Origin of the sequence: Larsenimonas suaedae (genome assembly GCF_023712105.1) — a bacterium.
Classification (GTDB): Bacteria; Pseudomonadota; Gammaproteobacteria; order Pseudomonadales; family Halomonadaceae; genus Larsenimonas; species Larsenimonas suaedae.
The window spans coordinates 283,428-296,887 of the sequence record NZ_JAMLJI010000002.1; the positions used below are offsets into that span (position 1 = coordinate 283,428).

The 13,460-nt window shown below is 60.2% G+C and carries 10 protein-coding genes; all 10 read right to left on the reverse strand.

Going from position 1 to position 13,460, the window contains the following annotated elements:
* Positions 1 to 121: 121 nt before the first annotated feature.
* The gene (gene dnaE, locus NAT49_RS07290) at positions 122 to 3,625 is read right to left on the reverse strand and encodes a DNA polymerase III subunit alpha (RefSeq protein WP_251592719.1); all 3,504 of its coding nucleotides are present in this window, start codon (positions 3,623 to 3,625) and stop codon (positions 122 to 124) included.
* Between the two features lie 63 nt (positions 3,626 to 3,688).
* On the reverse strand, positions 3,689 to 4,300 hold the full coding sequence (gene rnhB, locus NAT49_RS07295) for a ribonuclease HII (protein WP_251592720.1): 612 nt from the start codon (positions 4,298 to 4,300) through the stop codon (positions 3,689 to 3,691).
* Entirely contained in the window at positions 4,287 to 5,423 is a 1,137-nt protein-coding gene (lpxB, locus tag NAT49_RS07300; protein ID WP_251592721.1) for a lipid-A-disaccharide synthase, read from the reverse strand. Before lpxB ends, rnhB begins: the two co-directional genes overlap by 14 nt.
* The gene (lpxA, locus tag NAT49_RS07305) at positions 5,423 to 6,196 is read right to left on the reverse strand and encodes an acyl-ACP--UDP-N-acetylglucosamine O-acyltransferase (protein ID WP_251592722.1); all 774 of its coding nucleotides are present in this window, start codon (positions 6,194 to 6,196) and stop codon (positions 5,423 to 5,425) included. Before lpxA ends, lpxB begins: the two co-directional genes overlap by 1 nt.
* Positions 6,193 to 6,636, reverse strand: coding sequence for a 3-hydroxyacyl-ACP dehydratase FabZ (gene fabZ / locus NAT49_RS07310; RefSeq protein WP_251592723.1), 444 nt, complete (start codon positions 6,634 to 6,636; stop codon positions 6,193 to 6,195). The genes lpxA and fabZ overlap by 4 nt, the downstream gene beginning before the upstream one ends.
* A gap of 126 nt (positions 6,637 to 6,762) precedes the next feature.
* Entirely contained in the window at positions 6,763 to 7,803 is a 1,041-nt protein-coding gene (gene lpxD, locus NAT49_RS07315; RefSeq protein ID WP_251592725.1) for a UDP-3-O-(3-hydroxymyristoyl)glucosamine N-acyltransferase, read from the reverse strand.
* Positions 7,804 to 7,826: 23 nt separating this feature from the next.
* Complete coding sequence (locus tag NAT49_RS07320) at positions 7,827 to 8,339, reverse strand: OmpH/Skp family outer membrane protein (protein WP_251592728.1); 513 nt, start codon at positions 8,337 to 8,339, stop codon at positions 7,827 to 7,829.
* Between the two features lie 33 nt (positions 8,340 to 8,372).
* Entirely contained in the window at positions 8,373 to 10,715 is a 2,343-nt protein-coding gene (gene bamA, locus NAT49_RS07325) for an outer membrane protein assembly factor BamA (RefSeq protein WP_251592730.1), read from the reverse strand.
* 183 nt (positions 10,716 to 10,898) lie between these two features.
* Entirely contained in the window at positions 10,899 to 12,257 is a 1,359-nt protein-coding gene (gene rseP, locus NAT49_RS07330; RefSeq protein ID WP_251592744.1) for an RIP metalloprotease RseP, read from the reverse strand.
* 14 nt (positions 12,258 to 12,271) lie between these two features.
* The gene (gene ispC / locus NAT49_RS07335; RefSeq protein WP_251592750.1) at positions 12,272 to 13,459 is read right to left on the reverse strand and encodes a 1-deoxy-D-xylulose-5-phosphate reductoisomerase; all 1,188 of its coding nucleotides are present in this window, start codon (positions 13,457 to 13,459) and stop codon (positions 12,272 to 12,274) included.
* Between the last annotated feature and the right edge of the window lies 1 nt (position 13,460).

Sequence of the window (13,460 nt, forward strand, 5' to 3'; positions counted from 1 at the left end):
TGTCGGGTTTGCTCGCCGCCACTGCCTGCGTTGCTGTCGACGAGCGTAAAATGGGGCCATTATCCCATGGTGTCCCGCGACTGCAAGTCACCCGAGCCGGCCCTGGTTTCAACGGCGCTATCTAGCGATAGCATAAACGAACACGGTCCTGCCCTTCGACATCAGCAAGCGCCAGGAAAAGCTCATCGCTTGGCGTTACCCGCCAGCGTTCGCCCAGTTCGACCTGCCCCTTCGCCCGCGCATTGCGATAGCTCACACGCACCGGAAGCCCCTCCGCGTTGACGTAGGGCGAGAGCTGGGAGGTCAGCGTCTTGATCAGGCCACCGTTGACCCGGGCGCCGTCGATCTCGAGCTCGATCGCCTCTCCATAGCGGCCACGGGCGGCCACGATCGGCGTGACCTCCTTCACCCGGAGCTTGAGTCCACCGGAATAATCGTCCTGGCTGACCTCGCCTTCAAGAATCACGACCTGATCGGCCGCCAGCTGATTGCGCACCTGATCATAGAGTTCACCAAAGAGCGACGCCTCGATGCGACTGGTGCGGTCATCGAGCGTCACGAACGCGATCGTGTCGCCGCGCTTGGATTTCATCGTCCGCATCGCAACGATCAGCCCGGCCACACGCTGTGGCTCGCGCGAGGGTTTCAGATCGACGATGCGCGTGCTCACGAAGCGTTTGAGCTCGGCTTCGTACTCATCGATGGGGTGACCGGTCAGATAGAGCCCAAGCGTGTCCTTTTCACCGCCAAGACGCTCGCGGTCGGTCCAATCCCGCACCTGGCGATACTCCTGATAGACGTCGCTGTCGGCGTCGTCCTCGGCACCGCCGAACGCCTCACCGAACATGTCCATCATGCCGATGCTTGCGTTGGTGTGGCTTTGCGAAGCCGCCTTCAAGGCATCATCAAGTGCTGCGGCCAGCACCGAGCGCGACGGCCCGAGCTGATCGAGCGCACCGGAGCGAATCAGCGCCTCGATGGTGCGCTTGTTCATGCGCTTGCCGTCGATCCGGCGACAGAAGTCGAACAGATCCTTGAACGGGCCGTCGGTCTCACGCGATTCAACGATCGCGCCAATCGGGCCCTCACCGACCCCGCGGATCGCCCCCAGACCGTAGACGACCTCGTTGTCGTCGTTGACCGTGAACTTGTAGCCACCGACGTTGACGTTGGGGGGCGTGACCGAAAGCCCCATGCGCCGGCACTCCTCGATCAGCGGCACCACTTTCTCGATGGTGTGCATTTCGGTCGAGAGGACCGCTGCCATGAACGGCGCCGGGTAATGCGCTTTCAACCAGGCCGTCTGATAGGAAACCAACCCGTAGGCGGCCGAGTGAGACTTGTTGAAGCCGTAGCCGGCGAACTTTTCCACCAGGTCGAAGATGTTGCCGGCCAGATCCTTGTCGATGCCCTTCTCGGCGCACCCTTCCATGAACCCGGCGCGCTGTTTGGCCATTTCCTCGGGCTTTTTCTTGCCCATGGCGCGGCGCAGCATGTCGGCCTGACCAAGCGTATAGCCGGCCAGCACCTGAGCGATCTGCATCACCTGCTCCTGATACAGGATGATGCCGTAGGTCGACTCCAGCACCGGTTTCAACAGATCGTGCTGATAATCCGGGTGTGGATAAGATACTTCTGCCCGGCCGTGCTTACGGTTGATGAAGTCATCCACCATGCCAGACTGCAGCGGGCCCGGGCGGAACAGCGCCACCAGGGCGATCATGTCTTCAAGGGAATCAGGCTGGAGGCGCTTGATCAGCTCTTTCATGCCGCGGGATTCAAGCTGGAACACCGCCGTGGTTTCCGCCTTCTTGAGCATGTCGAAGGTGGGCGTGTCGTCCAGCGGTATGGTCGCGATGTCGAGCGGTCCCTGCCCCTCGCGGGCACGAACCACATCGACCATCTCGAGCGCCCAGTCGATGATCGTGAGCGTTCGAAGCCCCAGAAAGTCGAACTTGACCAGCCCCGCTTCCTCGACGTCGTTCTTGTCGAACTGAACCATCAGACCGGAGCCGTCCTCGTCACACAGAAGCGGTGAGAAGTCGGTCAGCTTGGTCGGCGCGATGACAACGCCACCAGCGTGCTTGCCGGTGCCGCGGGTAATGCCCTCGAGTTTCTGAGCCATTTCCCAGATTTCGCCGGCTTCATCATCGCCCTCGACAAACTCACGCAGCGCCGATTCCTGGTCCCAAGCCTTGGCAAGTGTCATGCCGACCTCAAACGGAATGAGCTTTGAAAGCTTATCGCCGAGCGAATACGGCTTGCCCTGGGCACGCGCCACATCGCGCACCACCGCCTTGGCCGCCATGGTGCCGAAGGTAACGATCTGGGATACGGCGTCGCGGCCGTAGCGGTCGGCCACGTAGTCGATGACCCGGTCGCGTTTTTCCATGCAGAAATCGACGTCGAAGTCGGGCATCGAGACACGTTCGGGGTTCAGAAAGCGTTCGAACAGCAGGTCGTATTCAAGCGGGTCGAGGTCGGTGATCTCGAGCGCATAGGCCACCAGCGACCCGGCACCGGAGCCACGACCGGGCCCCACCGGCACGTCGTTCTGCTTCGCCCAGCGAATGAAGTCCATCACGATCAGGAAGTAGCCGGGAAAGCCCATCTGATTGATGATGCCAAGCTCGAAATCGAGCCGCTCACGATACGCCGGTTCGAACTCGGCCCGGTCGCGGCCCTGATAGGTGGCGTGCTCGGCGTCGAAAAGCCGGTAAAGCCGCTCTGATAGGCCATCATGGGAGAGTTTGCAGAAAAACTCTTCCATGGTCATGCCATCCGGTACCGGGTATTCCGGCAGGAAGTACTCGCCCAGGCGCACATCGACGTTGCAGCGCGCCGCGATCATGACCGAGTTTTCGATCGCCTCGGGAAGGTCTGCAAAAAGCTCGGCCATCTCCTCGGCCGACTTGAAGTATTGCTCTTCGCTGTAGCGGCTTTCCCGGCGCGGGTCATCCAGCGCCTTGCCCTCACCGATCGAGACCCGGGTTTCATGAGCCCAGTAGTCCTCTCGGGTCATGAATCGAACGTCGTTGGTGGCAACGACCGGGGTATCGGTTGCGATCGCAAGCTCAACGCTTGCCTTGACGCAGGCTTCATCGAACGGACGCTTGGTGCGCTGGAGCTCGAGATAGAATCGGTCCGGGAAGAAACGCTGCCACTCGGTGAGCACCTGACGGGCGGTCTCATGGTGCTCGGAAAGTAGAAAACGTCCGATCTCTCCTTCACGCGCACCGGACAACGCGATCAAGCCGTCGCTTTGCTCGAAGATCCACTCCTTCTTGAGCTGCGCACGGTCATCGCGCTGGCCGTGCTGCCACCCGCGGGAAATGAGCTCGGTGAGATTACGGTAGCCCTCGTTGTTCATCGCGATCAGGGTCAGCCGATACGGATGATCCTCATCGAACGGGTTGTCCATCCAGACATCGGACCCGATGATCGGCTTGAGCCCCGCACCCTGCGCCGAGGTGTACATCTTGACCAGGCCGAACAGGTTGGTTTCATCGGTCAGCGCAAGCGCAGGCAACTGCTCGGCACTGGCGTGCTTGATCAGTGGCTTTAGGCGAATGAGGCCATCGACCAGCGAATACTCGCTGTGAACGCGAAGGTGAACGAAGGACATCGCTTGAATCACTCGTAATTCGTGAGAAAGAGAACGGCGAACGACCGATTCTGTCCGCTCGATTTAAAACAGGTCTACCTGCCCCTTGAACGGGGAAAAGCTTCGACGATGATCGGCTATCGGCCCGAGGCGATCAATGGCCTCGAGGTGGGCCTTGGTCGGATAGCCCTTGTGCTGAGCGAAGCCGTAGTCGGGGTAGCGTCGATCGAGCTTAAGCATTTGATCGTCTCGAGCCACCTTGGCAATGATCGAGGCCGCCGCGATGGCCTGATGACGAAGATCACCCTTGACCACCGCCTGGCCCGGCAGCGCATGCTCGGGCAGACGATTGCCATCGACCAACAGATACTCAGCGGAAGGCGTCAGGCCATCGACTGCACGGCGCATGGCAAGATGCGTTGCGTGATAGACGTTGAGCTCGTCGATCTCGCCGGGGCTGGCCTCGCCGAGCGCGAACGCGCACGCCCGCTCCCGGATCAATAGATCCAGCGCCCGGCGCTTGCGATCACTGAGCTTCTTGGAATCGGTAAGCCCCTCGATCGGGCGGGCAGGGTCTAGAATGACGGCCGCAGCCACCACACTCCCAACCAATGGCCCGCGGCCGACTTCATCCACACCAGCCAGGTAAAGGCCCTCGTAGGGAATCTCGATAGGCGGCCAGTCACGTGCGTTCATCGAGCACCTCGAGAACCGCTTCGGCCGCTCGGTCACTGGCCCCGCGCTGAAGCTCCTGGTGGAGCGTCTTGAAACGCGCCTGAATGTCCTGCTGCTGTTGACTGTCACTTAAAAGCGGCCACAGCGTCTCTGCAAGTCGCTCAGGCGTGGCCTGATCCTGAATCAACTCAGGCACTAGCGCCTTTTGCGCGATCAAGTTGGGCAGTGAGATCCAGGGCGTCTTGACCAACCGCTTGGCGAGCCAGTGCGAGGCGTTCGAATGCCGGTAGGCCACTACCATGGGCCGATGGCAAAGCATTGCCTCGAGCGCGGCTGTTCCAGAGGTCAAAAGCACCGCGTCAGCAGCGGTCATGGCCTGCCACGCCTTGCCATCCAGCACTTGAAAGCCTGAGCGCGTGTTGATACCAAGCTCATCGAGCTCGCTGGCCCGGGTCGCATTGGCCGCAGGCACCACCACGTTCAATAGCGGGTCGCGCTCCCGCAAGCGTTCGACCGTGTCCCGAAATGCCGGGGCGTTGAAGGCGATTTCCTGCCGACGCGAGCCCGGAAGCACCGCCAGCACGCGCGCGTTCGGCGCGATATCGAGCGCCTCACGGGCCGCGCGCATGTCATCATTGACCGGCAGTTCTTCGGCCAACGGGTGCCCGACGAAGCTGACCGGCACCTGATGCGCCTTGTAAAACGAGGCCTCGAAAGGCAACAGCGTCAACATACGGTCAATAGATGCACGAATGCCCTTGACCCGACCCTGTCGCCAGGCCCAGACGGAGGGGCTGACGTAGTGCACCGTCGGCATGCCCACATCGTGCAGCTGGCGCGCCAGGCGCAAATTGAAATCGGGATAGTCGATGCCGACCATGATGTCCGCCTGCCAGGCAAGCGCATCTTCTCTGAGCTGACGGCGAAATCGAAAGAGCTCCGGGAGGTGGCGAACGACTTCGGCAAGCCCCATGATCGCCAGTCGCTCGAGCGGGATCTGACTGGAAAGCCCTTCGGCCTCCATGCGGGGCCCGCCCACACCGCGAAACTCGATGTCGGGATGGCGTGCCTTGAGCGAGCGCATCAACCCCGCACCGAGCAAGTCGCCGGAGAGCTCACCGGCCACAAGGTACACCTTGACCATCAGCGCGTGATGCCGCGTTCGGACGCTTTCAACGACTGAATGAACACGGTCATTTCCGGGCAGGCCAGCGTTTCATCCTGCTCGATGCGCTCGAGCGCCTGCTCAAGCGTCAGACCTTGTCGATAAACGCACTTGTAGGCGGTGGAGAGCTTGGAAAGCACGCCGCGCTCGAACCCACGACGCTTCAGCCCGACCAGGTTGAGCCCATGGGCATGCGCCGGATGGCCGTTGACCATGGTGTAGGCCGGTACATCCTTGGTGACGATCGCCCCGCCACCGCACATGGCGTGGGCGCCGACGTGCGCGAACTGATGCACCGCTGACAGCCCGCCGAGAATCGCGTGATCACCCAGGTGAACGTGGCCACCAAGCGTTGCCTGATTGGCCATGATCACATCGTTGCCGATCTGACAGTCATGCGCGATGTGGGCGTAGGCCATGAACAGGCCTCGGCTGCCGATCCGGGTGATCCCCTCGTCCTGCGTGGTGCCTCGGTGGACCGTAACCCCTTCGCGGAAGACGTTGTCATCGCCGATCTCAAGGCGCGTGGGTTCACCGGCGTATTTCTTGTCCTGGCACTCCTCGCCGATCGAGGTGAACTGGAAAATACGGTTGCGTGCGCCTATACGGGTCGGCCCTTTAATGACGCTGTGCGGGCCGATCACATTGCCGGGGCCTATTTCGACATCCGGCCCGACGATGCAGAACGGCCCGATGTCAACGTCATCGGCGATGACCGCCGACGGATCGATGATAGCGGTAGAATGAATCAAGCGACCTTCCTCTCGGCACAGATGATGTCAGCTTCACAGACCAGTTCGTCGTCGACGTGCGCCTGGCATGAGAACTTCCAGATACCCCGGCGCGCCTTGATCATGGTGGCCTCGAGGCGCAGTCGGTCACCCGGCAGTACCGGGCGCTTGAAGCGCACGTTGTCGCTGCCGACAAGATAATAGATGTAGCCGTCGCGGGGCAGCTTGTTGACGGTCTTGAACCCGAGAATACCTGCAGCCTGGGCCAATGCCTCAATGATCAAGACACCCGGCATGATCGGATGCTCCGGAAAATGCCCGTTGAAGAACGGCTCATTGATGCTGACGTTCTTGTACCCAACGATGGACTCGCCGGTTGTCAGCTCTGTAACCCGGTCGATCAGCAGAAAGGGGTAGCGGTGGGGGAGATACTCTCGGATCTCATTGATGTCCATGACCATTGGCGCACAACCTCTGAAATAACGAAATGCCTGCCATTACTGGCAGGCATGCTACGGGGTGATCCCCGAGTGACTGGCCGCACATTATACGCGTCTTAAACGCAACGACCAGCCAGTGTCCTTGCGTCAGTCGCGGTGGCGTTCGAGCCGGGTAACGCGGCGCGACAACTCATCGAGCTGCTTGAAGCGAACAGCGTTGCGTCGCCACAGCCCATTTGGCATGGAGCCGGTGCCCGACGAATACACGCCCGCCTCACTGATTGAGTTGGTGACCAGGCTCATGCCGGTAATCTGCACCCCATCCGCGATCTCGAGGTGGCCGGCAAGGCCGACGCCGCCGCCAAGCAGGCAGTGCCGCCCGACCCGCGTTGAGCCTGCGATGCCAACGCAGCCGGCGAGCGCCGAGTGCTCACCGATGTGTACGTTGTGCGCAATCTGCACTTGACTGTCGATCTTCACATCGCTGCCAATCACAGTATCACCGAGTGCACCGCGATCAATGCTGCTGCAACTGCCGACCTCCACGTTGTCACCGATCACGACGCCGCCAAGCTGGGCGATCTTGTGCCACTGTGCGCCGTCGTGGGCAAAGCCGAAGCCATCGCCGCCGATCACCGCACCGCTGTGGATGACCGAGGACGCCCCGACAATTACGCCGTGGTACAGCACCACATTGGGATGGAGATAACTGCGTGCACCGAGACTTACGTCTGCACCGACAAAACTGCCCGCACCGATATGAACGCCATCGGCCAGACAGACTCCCGCTTCGATCACGGCGTTGGCCCCGACGAACACGCCCTCACCGATCGTCACATCGCTTGAGATGACCGCAGTCGGATGCACGTCGGTGACTGACGCCTCATCGCGCTTGAGCGGGTCGAAGTAGTGTGACAATTTGGCATAAGCCAGATAGGGGTTATCCAGCAACAACGCCGGTGTCGGGCACTCCTCGGCGTACTCCGGATGCAACAGAACGGCGGCAGCGCGAGTTGTTGCCAGGTGCTTGGCATAGGCCCTGTTGGCAAGAAAGGCGATATCGTCGGGACCTGCATCAGTCAACGTCGACAAACCACACACACGACGCTCACCGTCACCAATGAGCGTCGCGTTCAAGAGGCTGGCCAGCTCGGCCAGCGTATACGAAGGAGAGGCGTTCTTTGTCATTGATCCCGGCAGGTGCGCCGTACTCAGTTCTGTGAGTTGAAGGCGTTGGTGACTTCCTTGGTCAGATCCAGCGAGTCATCGGAATAGATGACGCTGTTGCGATCGACCAGTACCTTGACGTCGTGACGCTGAACCACCTGCTCAATTGCCTTGTCGAGCTTGGGCTTGGCCTGCTTGAGAAACGCCTGTTCCTGCTGATTGCGCTTTTTCTGAAGCTCGGCGCGCTGCTGCTGGAACTGCGTGCCCTTCTGGCGCAGCTGCTGCATCAGGTTATTGCGCTCGCTGTCGGACATGACGTCGCCGTTTTTCTGAAGCTTTTCCTGCAGCGACTGCACCTGCTCACCCAGCGCCTTGACCTGCTGCTGCTGGCCGCCGAGCTGGTTTTTCATCTGATTCATCGAGCGCTGGGCCGATTGGGTGTTCAGAAGGGCCTGCTGCCAATCCAGTACGGCCACATCCGCGGCCTGTGCCTGCGCGGTCATGCCGACGCTTCCGATCAGCCCTGTCAGACACATGGCCATTGTCAATTTACGCATCCTGCTCTCCTTAATACGTGTCTTGCTAACCTATCAGAATGTCTGGCCCAGCGAGAACTGGAACACTTGGGTATCGTCGCCGTCATGGTCGCTAAGCGGCTTGGCCACGCTGAACGTCAGCGGACCGACCGGCGTAATCCAGGACAATCCTACACCGAACGAGTAACGAAGATCACTGAAGTCGATGCCCGACTCGCACTGCGATGTCTGACCGGCCGGTACGGACATGCAGTCTCGCTGGTAGGTATTACCGGCATCGAGGAACAGTGAACTCTGAAGCTGGCGACGGTCTTCGATGAACGGGAACGGGAAGATCATCTCGACCGAGCCTTCGACCAGAGCATTACCGCCGAGCGTATCGTCGTCACCGTTGCCGCGCTCGGTGGTCTTCGGTCCCAGCGTGTTGCTCTTGAAGCCGCGCACCGAGCCCAGACCGCCCGAATAGAAGTTTTCGTAGAAGGGATAGACGTCGGTGTCGCCATAGCTTCCCGCATAGCCCAACTCAGAGCGAAGCTTGATCGCCCACTCTTCGCTGGTGGTCAACGGGAAGAGTTTCTGACCACGGTAGCGAAGCTTGTAGTACTCGGCGTCGCTGCCTGGGGTCGAGGCCTCGACGGAGAAGCGCTGATAGCTGCCGGCCGTCGGCAGGACGCCCCGGTTGAGGCTATTGCGCGTCCAACTGCCGGTCAGCTTGAAGTTATCGAAGCTGTCGCCTTCGTCTTCCAGATACTGAACGATCTCGTAGGGCGAGTCATCGTAGGAATCGACTTCCAGATGCTCGACGCCCAGACCGAAGTTCAGACGGGACAGGTCGCTGATCGGATAACCGAAGTTGATGCCGCCCCCGATTGCGTCGGTCGAATAGGTGGAAATGTCGGAATCTTCGTAGTCGGTCTTGCGGTAATACAGGTTATACCCGCGCGAAATCCCGTCGAGCGTCCAGTACGGATCGGTAAAGCTGAAGTTGAGGTTGGTGTAGTAGTCGCTTTTCTGCGCACCGATATCGACACGATTCCCGGTACCGAGGAAGTTCTTCTGTGAAAGCGACGCCCCGTAGATCACGCCCGCGGACTGGGAAAACCCGACGCTTGCCGAGATGCTGCCGGAGGGCTGTTCCTGAACGTTGTAGGTCACATCCAGTTGATCGGGATGGTTTGGCACCGGGCGCGTTTCGACATCAACCTGCTTGAAGAAGCCAAGACGCTGGAGACGCTGCTGCGACTGCTTGATGTTGTCGGTCGACGCCGGTGCGCCTTCGAGCTGAACCAGTTCACGCCGCAGCACTTCATCGGCGGTGGTGGTGTTGCCCTTGAAGTTGATGCGGCGCACATAGGAGCGTTTTCCGGCATCGACGGTAAAGGTCACATCCACCGTGTCGCCGTCTTCATCGACCTGCGGGACGCTATCGACCTTGGCGAAGGCAAAGCCCATCGCGCCGAGCTTTTGACGAAGCGCCTCGCTCGAGGCGGTCAGATCCGACTGGGAGAAGGTCTCGCCTTCCTTGGCGCTCACGAGTTTGCGCGCGTCGGCTTCATCCATGTGAAGCTCGCCAGCAAACTTGATGTCACCGATCTTGTAGCGCTTGCCTTCATCCACGTTCACCGTGATGTAGATGCTTTCCTTGTCCGGGCTGATCGACACCTGAGTCGATGTAATCCGGAAGTTCACGAAACCACGGTCGAGGTAGTAATTCCTGAGCGCATCCAGATCGGCGCCGAGTTTCTGACGGGAGTATTTATCCCCCGAGAACCATCCCAGGAACCAGCCCGGATGGTCTTCAAGCTGGAACAGGTCGCGAAGCTGATCGTCATCGAAGGCGTCGTTACCAACGATATTGATCTGCTTGATGGTCGCTGTAGTGCCTTCGTTGACATTGATGTCGACTTCGACACGGTTATTGGGCTGTTTCTTGACCGAGGTAGAAATACGCGCGCTATAGCGCCCCTGGGCCTGATAGACCCGTTCAAGCTCCCGCTCCATCTCATCAAGTGTCGAGCGCTGAAGCACTTGCCCCTCCGAAATACCGGAGTCGGTCAGGCCTTTCTTGAGATCGTCGGTTGAAATCTTCGAATTACCCTCGATGTCGATCGAGGCAATGGTCGGGCGCTCCGACACATTGACGATCAGTACATCGCCATCGCGCGAGAAACTGACATCATCGAACAGACCGGTCTCGAACAGGTCATGGCCGGCCTCGGAAAGCTCCTGGTCATCGACGGTTTCATGGGCGGAAATAGGGAGCGCATTGAACACGGTGCCGGCCGACACACGCTGAAGCCCTTCGACTCGTATATCGGAGACCTTAAAACTGTCGGCAAAAGCCGTCTGGGTGCCGCCCAGCAAACATGCTACCAAACCCAAGGTTTTTATCTTCATGCCGTCATTTCGCTTTAACTGAATTCCGCCCGCCATTGAAGGCCAGCCAGGTTATTGACTTTTACAACGGTTTATCACGTATTGAAACCGCTGGCCCATCCGGTCGAGACCGCTTCGTGAACAGGCACCTTATACACATCGCCCCCCTACTGACAAGCACTGCCATGGAGTGGCCCTTCCCGATCAAAGCCGCATCAGGTCAAAGTAAAACGCCATCACCATCAGTACGCCGATGAGGGCAAAGCCGACCTTCAAACCAAACGTCTGCACCCGCTCCGGCAGAGGCTTGCCGCGAATCGCCTCGGCGAGATAGAACAGCAGATGACCGCCATCAAGCACTGGCACCGGCAACAGGTTCAGTACGCCAAGGCTGATGGACAGGTACGCCAGAAACCCGATAAAGGTTTCAAGCCCCGAGCGGGCCGAATCCCCCGCAACGCGGGCAATGGTGATCGGGCCCGACAGATTGGACGGCGAAATGAGCCCGACAATCATCTTGCCAATGGAGGCAAGCGTAAGCTGGGTCATTTCACCTGTCTTGTGCACCGCCTGACCAATCGCTGCAAGCGGCGAATAGCTGATCTGGCGTTGATGAGACTCAGGCCAGCTAAACGGTGCCGCGGCGGCGCCGATGTACCCCACCTCCCGACCACGTTCGAGCGATTTAGTTTCAGGCGTGAGCGTAAGTGTTTGCTCCTGACCATCTCGCGCAACCGTCAGCGCCATGGGCGTTCCGGCCGAGGCCTGAATCGTGCCGACCAGTGACTGCCAGCTTTCAACCGTACGCCCATCGACACGCTCGATACGATCGCCCGCCTTAAGCCCTGCGCGGGCGGCAGGAGAATCATCCAGCACCTTACCGATCAGCGCCGGAACGGGAGGCTGCCAGGGCGTAATGCCCATACTGGACAAGGGGTCCGGCGTTTTCTGCTCGGCAAGAAACCGTGTGACGGGCAGCGCGTGCGTGGTTGAACGAGCATCACTCTCGAAGGGGCGCGTTTGAACCTCAAGCTCTCCGGTATGGCCGATTTCAGACAACAACTGAAGATTGACCGCCGACCATGACGGTGTGTCACGTCCGGCCACCTGCGTGATCTCCTGACCCGCGCCGAGCCCCGCCCTGGCGGCAGGTGAATCCGGCGCAACCCCGCCGATCACCGGCGCAATCACGGTCGTGCCTGAAACAAAAAGCACCCAATAGGCAATGAAGGCCAGCAGGAAATTGGCAAGCGGCCCAGCAGCGGCAATGAACATGCGCTTGTAAACCGACTGCCGATTGAACGCGTGAGCCTGCTCGCTTGCGGGGACGTCCGACTCACGCTCATCGAGCATGCGCACATACCCACCAAGAGGAATCGCGGCCAGCACGTACTCGGTTCCATGGCGGTCACGGCGCATCAGAAGCGGCTTACCAAACCCGACGGAAAATCTAAGCACGCGGACACCGCACCGACGCGCCGCCCAGAAATGGCCATACTCGTGAATCGTGATCAGTAAGCCGAGCACGACGATCACGGCCAGAACATTTTCCAGCACGCCCATGGCGTCACCTCATTTCAGCTGAAAGACCCGGAGAGCAACTCAGTTGCCAGCGCGCGCGATCGACGATCGGCCTCAGCAATCGCTTCGAGTTCGCTGGCCGGACAGACATGGCCCTGCTCGAGCACTCGAGCGACCAACTCGCCGATGCCGGTGAACGACAGGCGTTTATCGAGGAAAGCGGCAACCGCAACTTCATTGGCCGCATTAAGAATGGCCGGTGCCGTACCGCCCTCGCGCATGGCCTGTGAGGCAAGCGCCAGGCAGGGAAAACGATCAGCGTCCGGCGCCTGGAAATCAAGCCGAGCCACGTCGAAAAGATCCAACGGTTTCACGCCGGCATCGATGCGCTCGGGCCAGGCCAGCCCGTAGGCGATAGGGGTTCGCATATCAGGATTGCCGAGCTGCGCGAGCACGGAGCCGTCCTTATAGGCGACCATGGAGTGAATAACACTTTGTGGGTGAATCACCACCTGAACCTGGTCCACCGACGCATTGAACAGCCAACAGGCCTCGATCAACTCGAGCCCCTTGTTCATGAGGGTGGCGCTGTCGACCGAGATCTTTCGCCCCATCGACCAGTTCGGGTGCGCACACGCTTGCTCAACGGTGACAGAGCCAAGCGCCTCGCGAGACCACTCCCTGAAAGGGCCACCGGAGGCGGTCAGCAGCAGCTGATGCACGCCGTGGGCGTCAAGCCCATCGCGGTGGGTCGGTGGCAAACACTGATAAATGGCGTTGTGTTCGGAGTCGATCGGTAGAAGCGTCGCCCCGGAGCGCGCCACTTCGGCCATGAAGAGCGCCCCTGACATCACAAGAGCTTCCTTGTTGGCCAGAAGCATCCGCTTGCCGGCCCGAACGCCTGCAAGCGCCGGCATCAGCCCGGCACCGCCTACAATTGCAGCCATGACCACATCGACCTGAGCATCGGCGGCGATATCGCATAAAGCCTCTTCGCCGTAGCGCGCCTCGGTCGCAAGGCCCGCTCTGCGCAGCTCACCGGCAAGCCAATGGGCGTCCTCACTTCTAGAGAGCACAGCAACGGCTGGCCGATGGGTCTCGCAAAGCGCCAACAGCGCCTCTTTCTGCGTTCCGGCCGAGAGCGCGAATACGTCATAACGCTCGGGGTGGCGCGCGATGACATCAAGGGTGCTGGTGCCGATCGAGCCGGTCGCACCCAACACGGTAACGCGTTGACGTGTCATC